General features: G+C 26.6%; 17 protein-coding genes. All 17 read right to left on the bottom strand.

Annotation, left to right across the window (positions count from 1 at the left end):
- Complete coding sequence (locus SDIMI_RS01040; protein WP_020836131.1) at nt 1-1,176, bottom strand: hypothetical protein; 1,176 nt, start codon at nt 1,174-1,176, stop codon at nt 1-3.
- Nucleotides 1,177-1,245: 69 nt separating this feature from the next.
- Nucleotides 1,246-2,205, bottom strand: coding sequence for an ROK family protein (locus SDIMI_RS01035; RefSeq protein ID WP_020836130.1), 960 nt, complete (start codon nt 2,203-2,205; stop codon nt 1,246-1,248).
- A gap of 19 nt (nt 2,206-2,224) precedes the next feature.
- Nucleotides 2,225-2,542, bottom strand: coding sequence for a PTS sugar transporter subunit IIA (locus tag SDIMI_RS01030; RefSeq protein ID WP_020836129.1), 318 nt, complete (start codon nt 2,540-2,542; stop codon nt 2,225-2,227).
- Between the two features lie 9 nt (nt 2,543-2,551).
- The gene (locus SDIMI_RS01025; protein ID WP_020836128.1) at nt 2,552-4,360 is read right to left on the bottom strand and encodes an ABC transporter ATP-binding protein; all 1,809 of its coding nucleotides are present in this window, start codon (nt 4,358-4,360) and stop codon (nt 2,552-2,554) included.
- A gap of 48 nt (nt 4,361-4,408) precedes the next feature.
- Nucleotides 4,409-5,926, bottom strand: a complete 1,518-nt coding sequence (locus SDIMI_RS01020; protein ID WP_020836127.1) for a YfcC family protein — start codon at nt 5,924-5,926, stop codon at nt 4,409-4,411.
- A 239-nt stretch (nt 5,927-6,165) separates the two neighbouring features.
- Complete coding sequence (locus SDIMI_RS01015) at nt 6,166-7,254, bottom strand: formate/nitrite transporter family protein (protein ID WP_020836126.1); 1,089 nt, start codon at nt 7,252-7,254, stop codon at nt 6,166-6,168.
- A 28-nt stretch (nt 7,255-7,282) separates the two neighbouring features.
- Nucleotides 7,283-9,217, bottom strand: coding sequence for a threonine--tRNA ligase (gene thrS, locus SDIMI_RS01010; RefSeq protein ID WP_020836125.1), 1,935 nt, complete (start codon nt 9,215-9,217; stop codon nt 7,283-7,285).
- 106 nt (nt 9,218-9,323) lie between these two features.
- Nucleotides 9,324-10,760 carry a pyruvate kinase gene (gene pyk / locus SDIMI_RS01005; protein ID WP_020836124.1) on the bottom strand — a complete coding sequence of 479 codons (1,437 nt, stop codon included), beginning with the start codon at nt 10,758-10,760 and terminating at the stop codon, nt 9,324-9,326.
- Between the two features lie 138 nt (nt 10,761-10,898).
- Nucleotides 10,899-11,555: a hypothetical protein gene (locus SDIMI_RS01000; protein ID WP_020836123.1), complete on the bottom strand. Its 657-nt coding sequence runs from the start codon at nt 11,553-11,555 to the stop codon at nt 10,899-10,901.
- Nucleotides 11,556-11,680: 125 nt separating this feature from the next.
- Complete coding sequence (locus SDIMI_RS00995) at nt 11,681-11,878, bottom strand: hypothetical protein (protein ID WP_020836122.1); 198 nt, start codon at nt 11,876-11,878, stop codon at nt 11,681-11,683.
- Between the two features lie 149 nt (nt 11,879-12,027).
- Nucleotides 12,028-12,684 carry a hypothetical protein gene (locus tag SDIMI_RS00990; protein WP_020836121.1) on the bottom strand — a complete coding sequence of 219 codons (657 nt, stop codon included), beginning with the start codon at nt 12,682-12,684 and terminating at the stop codon, nt 12,028-12,030.
- A gap of 183 nt (nt 12,685-12,867) precedes the next feature.
- A complete protein-coding gene (gene pyk / locus SDIMI_RS00985) occupies nt 12,868-14,322 on the bottom strand; it encodes a pyruvate kinase (RefSeq protein ID WP_020836120.1) in 1,455 nt (484 codons plus the stop codon).
- A gap of 29 nt (nt 14,323-14,351) precedes the next feature.
- The gene (gene pfkA, locus SDIMI_RS00980; RefSeq protein ID WP_020836119.1) at nt 14,352-15,320 is read right to left on the bottom strand and encodes a 6-phosphofructokinase; all 969 of its coding nucleotides are present in this window, start codon (nt 15,318-15,320) and stop codon (nt 14,352-14,354) included.
- A gap of 71 nt (nt 15,321-15,391) precedes the next feature.
- The gene (hpt, locus tag SDIMI_RS00975) at nt 15,392-15,961 is read right to left on the bottom strand and encodes a hypoxanthine phosphoribosyltransferase (RefSeq protein ID WP_020836118.1); all 570 of its coding nucleotides are present in this window, start codon (nt 15,959-15,961) and stop codon (nt 15,392-15,394) included.
- Between the two features lie 30 nt (nt 15,962-15,991).
- Nucleotides 15,992-16,414, bottom strand: coding sequence for a Holliday junction resolvase RuvX (gene ruvX / locus SDIMI_RS00970; RefSeq protein ID WP_020836117.1), 423 nt, complete (start codon nt 16,412-16,414; stop codon nt 15,992-15,994).
- Nucleotides 16,407-17,291, bottom strand: coding sequence for a phosphatase PAP2 family protein (locus SDIMI_RS00965; RefSeq protein WP_020836116.1), 885 nt, complete (start codon nt 17,289-17,291; stop codon nt 16,407-16,409). Before SDIMI_RS00965 ends, ruvX begins: the two co-directional genes overlap by 8 nt.
- 115 nt (nt 17,292-17,406) lie before the next feature.
- Nucleotides 17,407-18,759, bottom strand: coding sequence for a phosphopyruvate hydratase (gene eno, locus SDIMI_RS00960; RefSeq protein ID WP_020836115.1), 1,353 nt, complete (start codon nt 18,757-18,759; stop codon nt 17,407-17,409).
- Nucleotides 18,760-18,856: the final 97 nt, after the last annotated feature.

Raw genomic sequence — 18,856 nt, 5'->3', positions numbered from 1 at the left:
TTAACTTGTACCTCCAGATTGATCTTGATCAAAACCATAATTAAAAAATTTCATTACTTCAAATTGATTTAGAACGGTCTCAAAAGTCATTGCATGTTCTCTTGGAATTATATTATAATCGCTTTCATTAATTTTTTGACTTATTATATACTTTTTAAAGTCCTCATTAATATTTTTTGCACCTAGATTAAAAACCATTTCCAAATCATTATCTACTCTAAGTTGTTCTTCTGGTGTCATCTCACTTATTGACTTGCCTTTATAATCTTCTGCAAATCTTCACCCATTTAGATACTCTTGCTTTTCATTATTCGATTTATCATCAAATTCTCAGTCTTTATTTTTTAATAGTCTAGTTGATGTATCAGGATTTCAATTATAAGTTATTATACTACTTGTTTTAGGATTACCAGTATCTCATAAAGTTCCTACATATGAATTAAGATAATCTTGACCTTTTCCACCAACATTTATATACTCAACTAAATTTTTATCAAATTTAACTTTTGTCATAGATGTTCCTCTACTAATAACTTTACCTAAACCTATAATTTTAAACATAGGAACAAAATATCCTGCTTTTATATAAGTATTCATTTTTTGAATTTCTTCATATTCAGCATCATTGGTATTAAGTTTATTTTGATATTCTTTATTAAATTCATAATTATTTTTTAAAACCATAAATCTAGCAGCATTTAATTGAAATTCGGGTTTAATAATTGCATCTCCAAAATGATCTAAAAAGTTTTTTTCAGATTCATAATTCATAACTTTTGAATAATCACCATTATTACCTTTATCTTCTAACAAGTAATAATAATACTCACTTGTATCTGATCCATCAAAAAATTGATCAAAGTACTCTTTTGCATCGGCAAATAATTTTAATGATTCATTTGCTATTTTTTCTAAATCTTTAGGGTTATCAAGAATTTCTTGATTAGGTATTAATTCTATACTTTTTATTTTTACTTCATTTCCTTCAGAATCTGTACCTATATTTTTTAAACCTTCATTAAAATACGATTTTCCTGTAAGTGTTTGAGCATCCTTATTTAAAATTGATCTGAATTCTTGAGATCAAGTTGCATTACAAGAAACAACTTGTGTAGATACTAAAATTGCTGAACCTGTTAAAGATATCGCTCCTAGCACTGATAATAATTTCTTCATGCAAATATTCTCCCTTTTAAATATATTTTATAATAATTAAATAGCAAAAAAAAATAAATTTTTACAAATTTATTTTTTATTTATAATATGATCTAAACCATACTTATAAACTCCTCAAGCACCAACTAAATCTCCTAAGTTTGATTTATTGATTCTAATTTTTGAGTAAAAGTCTGGTAATACATAGCTCTTTAGTTTTTCTTTAATAATGTTTAAGAATGGTTCTCCTAAATTAGAAGGTCCTCCTCCAATTACAACCATTGATAAATCAAAGAAGTGAATTAGAACTGAAATACATTTAGCAAGTGGTTCTAAATTTTCTTCAAATATTTTTGTAATTTCTGGATCACCATTAATAAATAAGTCTGCTACATCTATAATATGAATATTTTCTTTTAAATCAGCATATATTTTTCCAAGTGGTCCAGTTGAAGTTGAACCAACTTCTCTTAATCTTCTTTCAATACCTGTAGCAGAAGAAACAGGGTCTAAACAACCAATTAAACCACAATCACATTGAAATTGATTTTGAAATCCTCCACCATGACCAGGTTCACTTGGTAATCCTGTATTATCTCCAAAAACTAATTTTCTATTAAATATAGCTCCTCCACCAACACCAGTACCAATTGTAAATAAAGCCATTGAATCTGGTTCTCTATTTAATGATGCTGCTCATTCTCCATATGTAGCTGCTTTTGCATCATTTAAGACAATAATGTTTTCATTGCCAAATAATGAAATTAATTCTTTTCTTGTTGGATAATTTTTTCATCCTAAATTAGTTGAATAAATTACTGTTCCAGTTTCATTATCAACTATTCCACATACAGCAACTCCAACAAAATCTAAATCATTCATATCGATGTTGTTTTCTTTTGCAATTTCATAAGTTTTTTTTGCAATATTTTCTAATAAATTAGTTTTATCAATAGTTTTGTAAACGAAAGTTTTTATAACTTTTTCATCTTCAAAGAATGCACATTTTGCAGATGTTGCACCCAAATCTATAGTAAACGCCTTTGACATATTATGCCCTCCCAATTTTTTATTTGTAAATAATTTTATACATTTCTATCATTTCTTTTCCTAAGTCGATCATAGCTTGCGTTGTAAGCATTTGATCTTCTGCATGAAGAAAAAGTAACTTTAGATCAAGTTTTTCTCCATTAGCTTCTCTTGAAACAATATCAAAGTGAAGATTATGTGCTTTAGACATTTCAATTTCTGCTTCTAAAATCAAATCTTTTGCTTTAACAAAATCTTGATTTTTTGCAGCTCGAATAGCCATAATTGCATTTGATTTTGAGGTTCCTATACAAGAAATCATTTCCATTGATATATTTTCTCAATTTATTTCATTCATAAATAACTCCTATTTCATTAAACCTAATGTATATAACTTTTTAAAACGACCTTCTTTTTCTTTAAGTTCGTAAAATGTGCCTCTTTGTGCAACTCCATTTTTATCAAGAACAATTATTTCATCTACATTTTTAATTGTACTTAATCTATGTGCAATAACTACTGTTGTTCTTCCAACCATTAACTTATCAAGTTCTGTTTGAATTTCTTTTTCAACAACATTATCTAAAGCACTAGTTGCTTCATCGAGAATTAGCAATTGCGGATCTTTCAAGAAAATCCTTGCAATTACTAGACGTTGCTTTTGCCCTCCACTAAACATAAAACCACGTTCTCCTAAAATTGTATCATAACCTTTTGGTAATTTTTTTATGTAATTATGGATTTTGGCCTTTTTGGCAGCTTCAATTGCTTGCTCATCGCTCTTATCAAATAATGGATACTTTAAATTTTCCATAACAGTTCCATAAAATATTTGTGGTTCTTGTTCAACATAACCAACTTTATTTAAATATTGATTATGATCAATTAATTTAATATTTGTTCCATTTATTAATAATTCTCCTGTTGTAACATCATAGAACCTCAACAGTAATTTTGCAATCGTTGACTTTCCAACTCCAGTTTCACCAACAAATGCATAACTTTTATTCTTTTCAAAATCGAAAGATACTTCAGCCAATATTTGCTTACCTGGAGATTCGGGATAATTAAATGTAACTTTGTTAAATGATATTTTTTCAATATCACCAATTTCTTTAGGGTTATCTACAAATTTTAAAAGAGATCTACTATCATAAATGTAATTTAATCTCATAATACAATTTGAAAGTTTAGTTAAACCTCTCATTCAAATTGGCAACGTTAAAAGAGCATATAATATATTATTTGTAGCTGAAGTAAAAGCTACAATTAAATATGATAATTCATTTGGGTCCATTGAATTACTATATAAAGCAATTGTTGCAATTATAGTAATAATTGGTAATGATCATGCAATTGTATAAGAAAAGAAAGCTAATAATGATTGCAATCAGATTACTTTACTTAATTTTTTATCATACTGTTCATGTAATTGAAGATTTCGCTTTGTCTCTCTTTCTTCTGCTGCATTTGCTTTTATTGCACGAATATTTATTAATCTATCTGTTATATCTGCATCAATTGCTTGTTTAACATCAATAGAAATTATAATTGCTCTTCTGTAATATACAAAGATAACTCAAATCACAATTACAAGTATTGTAAATACTAATAAAACAATTAAAGTTAAAATTAAATCTAATATAAACATAAATACTAACATTGTTGCAAAACTAACAAAACTAAATAATAAATTTAATAGAAAATCATTAAATGAATCCCCAGAACCTTGACTATCATTTATTACTCTAGACATAATTAAACCAAGTTGATTTTTTGAATAATAACTAATATCAATATCAACTAATTTTTTTAATGCTTTAATTCTTAAATAAATTTCAACTCTTTTAGAAAAATAGGCAGCATAAATGTTTGTTAAATAATCAAAAATAATTATTAGGAATAATAATGCTAATCCTACATAAATTCAACTAACTCATGTCATTGAAAAATTTAGAAAGACATTTCCTTGTTCTCCTTGACTAGTAAGATTTTTTGTCATTTGACTTACAACTATTGTCATTGAAGAATAAAAAATTGAATCTATGATTGTAAAAATAATATATCCAGCAAAGATACCTGGATTTTTTCTTATACATTCTCCAATCATTTTAAATGAATCAGCAAATTTCTTAGCAGAAAATGCTTTATCACTATTAAATTTTTTCCTTTTCATATAAACCGCCTTAAAAAATTAAAACCCCTATATTAGGGTTTTTTATATCTAAAAAATATGTACACCAGTATAGTTTAAACCAGTTCCTATTAAAAGTAATCCTGTATTTAATACTAATAGACTTACATGAAACTTTCAAGTTCCTTTCATAAGTTTACCATAATCTATTCTTCCAATTTGAGCCGCTCCAACAACGATTCCTGAAGCTGGAGAAACCATATTTGCCATACCATTTGCAAAGGCAAATGCAGTTATACTTCCCGATACCATACTTATATTATTACTAGTTGTAATTGTATTTGCAAGTGGACCTCATACAGGAAATACAGCAGATGAGAATCCTGAACTTGAAGGTAATGCAAAAGACATAGGAATAAATAAGAAGAATGTTAAAACTATAAATAAAAATGGATTCATTGATGATGTATTCGAATTTGAAATTCCTGTTAACATTAATGATTGCATTCCTGTTTCAATTAATAAATATGTAACTGCTCCTGCCATTGCAATAATAAATGCTACACCAGTAATATCTTTAACTCCGTTTAAAGCATCTTCAACAAACGCTTCTTCACCTTCTCAGTTCAAAATAGCAACAATTAATGATCCAATTAGGAAAAAACCAGCAACTTGATACATTGAACCAAGACCTAATCCTGGAACTAAACTTGTTAAAAAAGGCATATATTTATTTACTCAATTTCCAGAATTTTCAAATCAATTTCCACCTGCTAATGTATCTCAAGGAATTAAATAAACTATCATAATTAAAAACATTAATAAAAACATAATATTTATTGCAATTCTTTTTTTAGTTAATGGTATTTGATTAACTTGCTCTTTTAAAAAGAATTTTTTATCTTCTTCTAGAGTAGAAAAAGTATATGATAGTTGAGGATTATTTTTTACTTTTCTTGCATAAAGCATTATATATACACAAGTAAATAGTGTAACTAATACTCAAACTGCAAATCTAAATATAATACCTTCCATTGGTTCTGAAATTCCAGCTTCGCCCATATTTGCTGCATCTGAAGCTGTAAATATTAGAAATGGATCAAATGTTGCTAACATTGGACCAATTCCACCACCAAGTAAAACTGTCATTAAAGCTGTAAATATATCAAATCCAGCAACCAGCATTAATGGAATTACTATCATGTGAAAGCCAATTGCTTCTTCTGACATTCCATAAGCAGATCCACAGAAACTTAAAAATACTACAATTATTGGAATTGCCCATATTGTTTTATCTTTAAACTTTCAAGCTATTTTTTGTGTTAAAGCATCCAATGATTTAGATTTCATAACTATATAAATAAATGCGCCAATTGCCATTACAAAAACTATAATTTCTAATTTTTGCTCAAACCCTATAAATATCGATACAAATAAATCTACAATTCCAATTGCTTTTATTTTTTCAGTAGTTTCCCCATTTACATATGTAATCCCACTCAAGTTTAATATTCACGATATAACCATTATTGTTACTAATACCATAAAAAGTATTGTAAAAGATGTTGGAATTTTAAATTTCCTTTTTATATTAAGTTTATTTTTCATTTTTGTTATCTCTCATTCTAATTAAAAATTGTTAAACTATATTATTGTATTTATTATTTGTATATTATTTAAAGTTGAAAATAGTTTTTTATAAAATTAATAAAAAAATCATAGCTTGAAAACTACTTACGTTTGCCCTTACTGATTTTCTTGATTATTAATCTCATAAAATACTCCTGTGCATTTATCTTTTTTTATTATAACTATAAAAAATAAAAAAAACCATAAATATGGTTTTTCTAGTCTTTTTTATCAATTTCTTTCGCTTCAATATCAGCTTCTTTTTGGTTTATTTTTTTATCAATTTTTTTCATTTGTTTTTCAGCTCTTTCTTTAAAGCTGTATTTTTTCTCTTCTAAATACTCCAATTTAATTTTTTTAAATAAAACTGAAGCATATTCTTTATTAATGAAATATAAAATACCTGGTAATAATAAAGCACCACCAATTCAGTTACCTATTAGAGTAGGTAAAGTACTTAAAAGTATAAATAAAATAAATTGATAAAATTCTGGAGTTAATCCAGCCTCAGTTGAAACTGTTGAGCTGTTAAAAATTATCTCAAATAATAACATTCACATGAAGAATGAATTTGCAGGTCCATGTTGGAAACCACCAATTGCAAAATAAGCAATTGGAAATATCATTAACATCACTACTGCTGCTGCATTTTTAGTTGAACTTGCCATTGGTAAAGTTGCACATACCATCATGTTACATAAAATCCCTGAAGCTATACTAATACCAATTGTAGCTAATATACTTACAGTTGTAATTTTATGACCACTTGTAAGTTCATGACCAACTAAATATAATTTGTGAATTGACAATGAAAATACTTTATTTAAAAATTCCTTATTGTCTTCCAATAATCCACCAGCAGCTGAAAATAATGAAACAAATATTAAAGTACCTAAGAAATTCCCTAAAAGAACTCCAAAAATACCTTTCAGATATAATCTCCTACTTCCACAACCTTTAAATACAGGAATTGTACTAAAAACATGACTTGTAAAAAGTCCTCCTCCAAGAAAAGTAATCATAATTATACAACCTGGAAAAATAAATCCTAAAAGCACTTTAGCTAAAAAGGGATTTTTTGTTGAAAGCATTGCCAAAACACATGCTACATAACCAAAACCAATAATTACACCACTCATAATTCCAAGTAGAATTTGCTTAACAAATGTATAATGCAATTTATGAATTGCTGCTTTAAATCCACCCAATACTCCATCAATCATGAAAGAGTGTTGTGCATCTAAAAGCCCATAATCTTGTTCTTTAAGAATCTTTATTTCTTCTTCGATATTATTGTTCTTATTCATTTTATATATTATCTCCTATTAAAAAATACTATTTATTTTTGATTTGACTTTCGATTAAAGTAATAAATTCATTTAAAGTAACTGTAATTTGCTCTTCACTTCCATATTTTCTATATGTTACTGTATCATTTTGAGATTCCTTTTCTCCTAATACTAATTGATAAGGTATCTTTCTTACTTGAGCATCACGAATTTTGTAACTTAATCTTTCATCTCTTAAGTCGATTTTTGATCTAATAAATTTAGATTTCAACTGTTCTCTTACTTTTTCAGAATAATCTTTATTTTCAATATTTACAGGTATAATTTCAACTTGTAATGGAGTACATCACAATGGCAAAATACCTTTTGTTTGTTCTAATAGAACTGAAATAAATCTTTCATATGTTCCTACAAGACCTCTATGAATCATAATTGGTCTATCTAAATTACCTTCACTGTTGATATAACTAATATCAAATTTTTGTGGTAATAGAAAATCTAATTGAATAGTTGAAACTGTTATTTCATGTCCTAGTGCAGTTCTTGCTTGAATATCCAATTTTGGACCATAAAATGCAGCTTCACCAATCATTTTTTTGTAATCAATATTTAATTCCAGTAAAACATTTTCTAACTCTGTTTCAGCGTGATTTCACATTTTTTCATCATCAAAATATTTTTCTTTATCTTTTGGATCTCTTAATGATAAAGAAAGATAATCTACTTTAATATCAAATGTTGATAACACATCTGTAATCAAATTAAAGCATCTTACAAATTCTTCTTTAACTTGCTCTGGAGTTACAAAGATATGTGAATCTGTTAATTCCATTGCTCTAACTCTTTCAAGCCCAGTTAAACTTCCTGAAGATTCATATCTATGTTGTAATGCATGTTCTGCCAATCTTAAAGGTAAGTCTCTATAACTTCTTTGTTTATATTTATAAATAGAGATGTGATGTGGACAACTCATTGGTTTTAAAACCATTTCCTCTTTTGGTAATTGCATTGGTGCAAACATATCTTCACGATAATGATCTCAATGACCTGATGTTTTGTAAAGTTCACTTGTTCCAATTACTGGAGTTTCAACTTGAATGAAATCATATTCAAATTCTTTTTCCACTAAGTATTTTTTTATTTCTTGTTTTAAAATAGTTCCATTTGGTAATCAAATTGGTAGTCCTTGACCAATTAAAGGATCTAAATGGTATATTTCTAAGTTTTTTGCAATATATTTATGATCGCTCTCTTTAATTTCTTCAATTTTTCTTTTTTTATCTAATAACATTTTTTCAGATACTGCAGATAGTCCATGAATTTTATAAATAAATTTATTTTCAGAAATTTGAAATGCTGTGATTTCATTTAATTCAATTTTATACAAATCACTTGTTTTATTTAGATTTGCAAATCTTGGGTAATAAAGTGTACCATTTAATGAAGAGATTGGAAATTTAATGTATCTTTTTTTATTCATTTCAACCATATCATCTATATATTTTTGGTCTACTTTAATTGCTTGCATTCCCTTAATGTAATCTTCTTCTGTCATTACATTGCCTTGGAATTCAAAATTTAATCCTTTTTTAATATAATCATTTGCTAAATTTTCAACTTTTTTTAACATTTCCATTGTAAATTTTTCAGGATAATCAAAATAACTGTAAAATTCTAACTTATCAAATGGTTCATTCTCTGGATATAAACTTCCCTCTGGAAACAAAGTTTTAATAGCTAATGCCACAATAACTTTCGCTGTATAATTAATTGTTGTTTCATAATGTGGATGTCTATCCGTAATTAATTCTAATTTACAATCTCTATAAATTACTGCACCATTTGGAACAACTTCTTTTCCATTAATAACTGCTCCTATACATTTTTTTCCAAGTGATATTGAAATATCTTGTGCAATCTCTAAAACCGATTTTGATTCTTCATAATTTATTACATTGCCATCTAATAATGTTACTTTCATGTTACTTTCCTCTTTATAAAACTTTCAATAAATACCAATTTATATTATACCTAATTTTCTTTATAAGAAATAAAAAAACTAAACAATTATATGTTTAGTTTTTAAATTAAGCAACAGTAATTTCTTTAATGTTTTCGTTTCTTACAAATAAAATTCTTTCACCTGATTTAGCTCCTCAAGATTTTGCAATCTCAGCTATTGCTTTATCATCGTTCATAAATGCATCAAGATCTTCAACTTTACTCATAAAGATTGAGTGCATTGCACCAAATCCTGTTCATAATTTTTCATTGTCACAAACTCCTAAGATTGTAACATTGGGTCTAAATTTTGAAATAGTTCTTAATAATTCACCAGTTCTTGAAACAACGATTGCATATTCGTAATTTCCACCCATTGTAGTGTTTGCTAATTGATTTGCAATTTCAGCTCTTTTTCCTGAACTTGATTTTCTAGCTTTTTCTAATTGTTTAGTGTAGTAGTTTTTTTCATAGAATTCAACTTCTGCACGCTTATTAATTGTTGACATAGTTTCTACAGTTATAAATGGGAAATCACCATTTGCTGATTCTCCACTTAACATAGTTGCATCTGCTCCTAATTCTGTTGCATAGTAAACGTCAGTTACTTCAGCTCTTGTAGGTTGAGGATTATCAGTCATTGATTCTAACATTTGAGTTGCAACAATAACTAATTTTCCTTTTTCTCTACATTTTCTAATTATTTGTTTTTCTCAATATGGAACATCATAGTAAGGAATTTCTAATCCTAGATCTCCACGAGCAACCATAATTCCATCTGATGCATCAATAATTGAATCAATATTATCACATCCAACTTGTGATTCAATTTTTGAAATAATTTGGATATGTTCTGCATTTTTTGCTTTTAATATTGCTCTAATTTCATTAACATTATCTGCTGAGTTAACAAATGATGCTGCAATATAGTCAATATTACTTTCAATTCCAAAGTGAATATCATTGTAATCTTTTTCTGCTAAGAATGGTAATGTAAATTCAACACCTGGTAAGTTAACTCTTTTATTTGTTTTAACTAAGTGTGTGTTAAATGCTGTACACATAACTTTAAATTTTTCAACGCTTATTACATGCATTGTTAATTTTCCATCATCAACTAAAACAACATCACCAGGTTTAACATCTTGAGACATGTCATATGACATTTGCATTTCAGTTGCTGAACATTCTCTTGATGAAAAGTCTTCTGGATTAGTATAAACAGTTATTTCAGTTCCTGCTTTTACTTCTTGTTTTCCATCTTTCATTTTTCCAATTCTAATTTCTGGACCTTTTGTATCCAATAAAATTGAAATTGGTTTATTAATTTCTTTTCTTAATTCTTTTACTCATTCAAATCTTTCACCATGTTCTTGAAAATCTGCATGAGAGAAATTTAAACGTATTGTTGTCATTCCCTTATCAAATAATTCTTTAATAGCTTCTTTTGAATGAACACTTGGACCAATAGTTGTAATTACTTTGGTTCTTTTCATTTTGTCAGTTAAGTTAAATTTATTCATAGTATTCTCCTTGTTAATAACAAAAAAATTATATCATTTTATAATAATTTTTGTTTAAATAGGGTATTTTAATAAAAATAACTTTTAAGTAATTAATATAAAAAAATGACTAGATGTTATTCTAATCATTTTTTTATATTAACTTGCAATTTCTATTTTATATTGTATTGTTCAGATTGTTGGATTAATTTGAGCTTTTGCACTTTCACTAACCAAAGCAGTTTTAATTTCATATCTTGTTTCCAAATCCAAATTTAAATCTGTTTTTAATTCTGTTTTATCGGAATTAAAATCTTTTTCAATAAGTCTTTTTATATTTAAATCAATATCTTTATAATATCTAGAAATATTATAATATAAATCTCATCTAAAAGCAGATTGATTTCTAGTGTAATGATTATAATCATTTTGATTTTTATAAGTAATAATAAGTTTTATTGTATTATCATTAACAATTATATCTGACTTAAATAGATCTTTTAAAGTATAGATCTTTATTTCTCCAGTTTGATTGTCCTTTAGAACTAAACTATCCATAGCTTTTTTAAGTTTATTATAGTTTTCAGTAATATTTTTTCCATCTGCAACTTCTGTTGCAGTTTCTATCATTACTTTCATTAAATTGTCTACTGATTCAGTTGTATATTTAGTTAAGTCTAAATCTGCAATTTTTTTAACAAGTTTTTCAAAATCCTCTTTTGTATAATTTGTATCACATGATACTGTGTTAACAGTTGCTACAGTGGAACTTGTAGTAAACATTATTCCACCTAAAATACTTAATACTTTTTTCATTTTCACTCCTCTTTTTTCTTAAATATATTAATAAAATTTATAAATCTTCCTTATTTTACTCATTCTTTTATACACTATAAGTGTATAATTTTTTTTAAAAAACTACCACATAAGTGTTTATTTTTTTAAACTATGTGAGATTTGATATCTTCATTTTTAATAATTAATATTTCTTTGCCTCTTTTTGCACCTCGTGATCTTTCAATTACTATAACTCTGTCATAATAGTTTTTTTCATAAAAATCTAATTCAACACCTTTATTAATTGTTACCAAAATTTCTATTGTAATAAATCGATAAATTTCAATAATATGATTCAGCATTTAACATAATTAAATCTACTTCAAATTCTGCTTTATAATAAACGTTATTGATTTCATCTCTTATAACTTGAGGATTATTTTAATAAAAATAACTTTTAAGTAGTTAATATAAAAAAATGACTAGATGTTATTCTAATCATTTTTTTATATTAACTTGCAATTTCTAACTTATATTGTATTGTTCATACTGCTGGATTAATTTGAGCTTTTGCACTTTCACTAACCAAAGCGGTTTTAATTTCATATCTTGTTTCTAAATCTAAATTTAAATCTATACTTAACTCAGTTGTATCAGAATTAAAATCTTTTTCAATAAGTCTTTTTATATCCAAATCAAGATCTTTATAATATCTGGAAATATTATAATATAAGTTTCTTCTAAAACTAGATTGATTTCTAGTTTTAGACTTATATTCTGCTTCATTTTGATAGATTATAGTAAATTTTACTGTATTATCATTAACAATTATCTCTGATTCAAATAGATCTTTTAAAGTATAGATCTTTATTTCTCCAGTTTGATTGTCCTTTAGAACTAAACTATCCATAGCTTTTTTAAGTTTATTATAGTTTTCAGTAATATTTTTTCCATCTGCAACTTCTGTTGCAGTTTCTATCATTACTTTCATTAAATTGTCTACTGATTCAGTTGTATATTTAGTTAAGTCTAAATCTGCAATTTTTTTAACAAGTTTTTCAAAATCCTCTTTTGTATAATTTGTATCACATGATACTGTGTTAACAGTTGCTATAGTAGAACTTGTAGCAAAAATTATTCCGCCTAAAATACTTAATGTTTTTTTCATTTTCACTCCTCTTTTTTCTTAAATATATTAATAAAATTTATAAATCTGTATAAAAGTAGTTTATACAACCAATATTTATTTTATAAACCTTCCTTATTTTACTCATTCTTTTATACACTATAAGTGTATAATTTTTTTTAAAAAAATTATACAAAAAAAAATAACCACATAAGTGGTTATTTTTTAAACTATGTGAGATTTGATATCTTCATTTCTCACAATTAAGATTTCTTCACCCTTTTTTGCACCTCATGATCTTGCAATTTCTGATAATACATCATTATTATCAATTACTTCATCAATGCTATTAACTTTATTCATAAAGATTGAGTGCATTGCACCAAATCCTGTTCATAATTCTTCTTTATCACAAACTCCCAAAATTGTAACGTTTGGTCTAAATTTTGAAATAGTTTTTAATAATTCACCAGTTCTTGAAAGAACTATTGCAAATTCATATTTACCATTTCTTGTTATATTTGCCAATTCATCTGCAATTTCAGCTCTTTTTCCTGAAGTTGAATTTCTTGCAACTTCTAAAGCTCTATCATAATAAATTTTTCCATAGAAACCTAATTCTGCTCTTTTATTAATTGTTGCCATTGTTTCTGTTGTAATAAATGGGTAAATTCCAGCAGCAGATTCACCACTTAACATAGTTGCATCTGTTCCTAATTCTGTTGCATAATAAACGTCAGTTACTTCAGCTCTTGTAGGTTGAGGATTATCAGTCATTGATTCTAACATTTGAGTTGCAACAACTACAACTTTTCCTGCTTTTCTACATTTTCTAATCATTTGTTTTTCTCAATATGGAACTTCATAATAAGGAATTTCTAATCCTAAATCACCACGAGCAACCATAATTCCATCAGATGCTTCTATAATTGAATCAATATTAAAAATACCAATTTTTGATTCTATTTTTGAAATAATTTGAACATTTTCTGCATTACATTCTTTTAATATTGATCTAATTTCATTAACATTATCTGCTGAGTTAACAAATGATGCTGCAATATAATCAACTTTCATTTTTGCACCAAATTTAATATCTTCAATATCTTTTTCTGCTAAGAATGGTAATGAAAAGTCAACACCAGGTAAGTTAACTCTTTTATTAGTTTTTACAGTATGTGTATTGAATGCTTTACAATTTACTAAACCTGGTTCAACATTAATAACATTTAATGTTAATTTACCATCATCAACTAAAACTGTATCTCCTGGTTTTAAATCAATACTCATATCATAAGAAACTGTCATCTCAGTTGATTTACATTCACGATTTAAATATTCTTCTTGTGTTGTATAAACTCTAATATCTGTTCCTGCTTTAATTTCTTGTGATCCATCTAGAACTTTTCCAATTCTAATTTCAGGTCCTTTTGTATCAAGCATAATTGAAATTGGTTTTTCTAATTCTTCTCTTAACTCAATAACTGATTTAATTTTTTCAGCTTGCTCTTCTTGTTTTCCATGTGAAAAGTTTAATCTAACAACATTCATTCCAGCTTCAAATAATTTTCTAATGTCATCTTTTGAATGAGTACTTGGTCCTATTGTTGTAACAATTTTAGTTCTTTTTACTTTTTTAGCAATCTTACTTGGTTCATAAAATTCTATTTCTTTGTTCATAATTTTTCTCCTTGTTAATATTTTTTGTACTATACTGCTTTATTTATATCTCTTAGTTTTTGATACTCCTGAGACTTATCAATTTTTGGCATATTTAGTGTTGAATCAATATCTCTTGCAACTAATTCATTGTTGCTCATTCCAATATATAATCCACCTTTACCAGCAATTAATTGTTCTACTGCAAAAATACCAGCTTTAACTGCAAGATATCTATCCATACCAGTTGGGTTTCCACCTCTTTGTATATGACCAAGAACTGTTGCTCTTGTTTCATATCCTGTTTCCTTTTCAATTTTTGATGCTAACTCATTAACATCATAATTTTTTTCAGCAACAGCTACAATTACACTTCTCTTATTTTTAATTTTTAGTTCTTTAACTTGATTAATAATTTCATCCTCTGTTAAATAACTTTCTTTTGTCGAAAAAACCTCAGCTCCAGTTCCTGTTGCTGCATATAATGTTAAATCTCCACAACCATTACCCATTATTTCAACAACCATACATCTATTGTGTGATTGAATAGTATCTCTAATTTTGTCTAGAGAATCAATAACAGTATTTAATGCTGTATCAAAACCAATTGTATAATCTGAAGAAACAATATCGTTATCAATTGTTCCAGGTAAACCTATACAATTAATTCCCATTTTTGTAAGTTTTTCAGCTCCTTGATAACTTCCATCTCCACCAATAACAACTAAAGCTTCAATACCTAATGAATTTAGATTATCAACTGCCTTTTGTCTTACTGATTCTTCTTTGAATTCAGGTAATCTTGCGGATCCAATTACTGTTCCACCTTTTGAAATAATATTTGATGCAAAGTTTATATCTACTTTCTCAATTCAATTATTTATAAGACCTTTATAACCATCTCTTACAATGTATGGTTCAATATTCTTTGAAATTGCTGTTTTAATAACCGCAGCAACTGCTGCATTCATTCCAGGAGCATCTCCTCCAGAAGTTAAAACTCCGATTTTTTTAATCATAAAATTTCCTCCGTACATATAAATTATATAACTTTTTTAAATAACTAACTTACTAATAAAAACGAACTAAATTATCATTTTCAATCATCAAGTTTATCTACATCACAAACTGCAATAAATGGAAGATTTCTCAATCTTTCATCATAATCAAGTCCATATCCAACAACAAATTCATTTTTAATTTTAAATCCACATCAATCAGTTTCCATTGAAACTGATCTACCTTCTGGTTTATCTAATAAAGTTACAATTTTAACTTCTTTTGCACCTTTAAATGATAAATAATTTTTTACATAATCCAATGTTATACCTGAATCAATAATATCTTCAATTATTAAAACATGCTTATCTTTAATTGAAATATTTAAATCTAAATTAATTTTAGGTTCTCCTGTTGTTTTAGTTCCCCCCAGATATGATGAAACCACCATGTATTCTGTTTGACATTCATAATTAAAATGCTTAATGAAATTTGCCATAAAAGGAACACAGCCTTTTAAAAGTCCTATTAAAATTACTGTGTTTTCTTTTATATCTTGTGTTCTATAATATTGTTCAATTTCTTCTGCTAATTGTGCAGTCCTTGAATCAATCTCTTCTTTAGAAAATAAAATTTCTTTAACTAAAGGATGTGTATTCATTTCTACCTCCACTTATAAGCATATTATATACTACTTGATTGAGTTAATATAAGTTTCTAAAATTAATTTGGCAGCAACTTGATCCTTATTTTCTTTTTGCTTTTTTCTACTTAAATCAAATGAAACCATTATTTGTTTTGCCATTCTTGTTGTTAACCTTTCATCAATTCTAATAATTTGCTCTTCATTTACTATATTTGTTTCTAACATAATTTTTATAAAATCTTCAACCATTTGAACTCTATGACCCATTGATCCATCCATATTTTTAGGATATCCAATAGCAATTTTTTCAAATCCTTCTTTACTAAGAAATAAAAATAATTTATCAACACCTTGTTTAAAATTATCTTCTTCAAACCTAATTGTTTCTTTTGGGTTAGCAAAATATCCTTCACTAGTTGCAATTCCAATTGTCTTACTACCTAAATCTAATCCGATATACTTAGCCATTTTTAATTTTCCTTTCATAAATTTTTTTTATAATTATTGGAGATAATAAATAATAAACAACTAATATTAACATTGAAAATAATACATCAGTTGGAAAATGTTTATGCATTGTAACTCTTGAAATTGCTGTTAATAAAGTAAAAATTATTACAAATACTGGTATTACTTTCTTTAAAATAGATTCAAGCCTTTTATTTTTTAAATCTAAAAAATAAAAAACAGCAATCAATTGTCCTGCAGATAGAGTATGTCCTGATGGAAAACTTTTACCCCTTTTTGAAGAAAAATTAATTTGAAATACATAAAAAAAACTTTGATCATTTTCTATAACTTCATTTGGTCTAATTCTTCCAAATAAATTCTTAAATAATTCTACGTTTAAAAATCCTATAAATAAAAAAATAATACTTATATTAGCAGCATAGACTATTTTATTGATTGCAATTTGATCATTATTATAAATTAATTTTATTCAATTGAATGCAATTAATACTATAAAAATAAAAATAAAAACATATATTAGTGATAAACTAATTATTTTTGCAAGAGAGTTAATATCAAATTCATAATAAAAATAAGTTGTAATTGTAAAAATAAAAATTATATTAAACAAAACATTAAAAGCCCTTATTGCTTTCTTTACTAAATTTACAAAACTCATTAACTTTATAAAATAACCAAAAAAAATCAAATAAATAGGAACTATTATTATTGTCTTACCATACATATCAAATGTTTGAGAAAATCAATGATTATTCATTTCATTACTAATTGATTTCGATATTTTTAAATCAAGAAATGTAAAAGTTATGAAAAAAACTAAAAATATACTTAGCGCTGTTATATATAAATAGTTTCCTTTAATATTTTTTCGCATTTCATCACCACAAATATTTTACAATAAAAAGACTAATATATTTTGATATTACTTTCAATTAAAAATAAAAAAGGAATACCAATATTTAAATTAGATATTCCTAAAATTATTTTCTTTATTTTGTTAAGTTATAGAATGATTTTAAACCATCATAAATTGCAGCTTCACCTAATTCAGCTTCAATTTCTAATAATCTATTGTATTTAGCAATTCTATCTGATCTTGACATTGAACCAGTTTTAATTTGTCCTGTGTTTAAAGCAACAGCTAAATCAGCAATTGTTGCATCTTCTGTTTCACCTGAACGGTGTGAAGTAACAGCAGTTCAACCAGCTTTTTGAGCCATTTGAATTGTTTCAATAGTTTCAGTTAAAGTACCGATTTGGTTTAATTTAATTAATACTGAGTTTGCAGCTTTTTTCTCAATTCCTTCTGCAGTAATTTTTGGATTTGTAACAAATAAGTCATCTCCAACGATTTGGATTTTGTGTCCCATTGTTTTAACTTGTTTTTGGAATCCATCTCAATCTGATTCAGCTAGTCCATCTTCGATTGAAATAATTGGGTATGTATCAACTAATTTATCTAAGAATGAAACCATTTCATCTGTTGTTAAAGCTCATTCTTTTCCTGTTAATTTTTCAATTTTTTTGAAGTGGTATTTTCCATCAATGTATAATTCTGAGTTTGCACAGTCCATTGCAATCATGATACCATCTTTACCAGTTTTATAACCAGCTTTTTCAATAGCTTCAACTAATAAATCTAAAGCAACTTCTACTGGAGTTTTTGCTTTAAATGCTTCAATAGTTTCTTCTGGATATGCTCAAGCAAAGTTAGGAGCGAATCCACCTTCATCACCAACAGCTGTAATATCTTTTTTATCATGTAATAAAGATTTTAAAGCTTGGAAAGTTTCTGAAGCTCATCTTAATGATTCACTAAATGTTGGTGCTCCAACAGGCATAATCATAAATTCTTGGAAGTCTATTGCAGAATCTGCATGTTCTCCACCATTAATAACGTTTAACATAGGAACAGGTAATCTTCTTGCATTTGTTCCCCCAATATATCTGTATAATGGAATTTCTAATTCACTTGCAGCAGCTTTAGCTACAGCTAATGAAACACCTAAGATTGCGTTTGCTCCTAAGTTTTTTTTGAAATCATCACCATCTAATTTACACATCATTGTATCAATAGCAACTTGATCTGTTACTTCCATACCAATTACTTCTTGTGCAATTTTATCGTTTACATTTGAAACAGCTTTTAAAACACCTTTTCCATTAAAACGGTTTTTGTCTCCATCTCTCAATTCTAAAGCTTCTCTTGAACCTGTTGAAGCTCCTGAAGGAACTTTAGCAGTTCCAAATCCACCAAATTCAGTTGTTACATCAACTTGAACTGTTGGAAATCCACGTGAATCTAATACTTCACGTGCAACAATGTTAGTTATTTTTGACATATTTAATTCTCCTTACATTTTTAATAATAAACCTATTTTCCTACATTTTAATTATTTTTGTACATATATTAGTGGAACTTTTTTTAAAAAAAAATTC

Origin of the sequence: Spiroplasma diminutum CUAS-1, assembly GCF_000439455.1 — a bacterium.
GTDB classification, from domain to species: domain Bacteria; phylum Bacillota_I; class Bacilli_A; order Mycoplasmatales; family Mycoplasmataceae; genus Spiroplasma_A; species Spiroplasma_A diminutum.
Note: the sequence above shows the minus strand (reverse complement) of the source record. Positions and strands in the feature narration are given on the sequence as shown.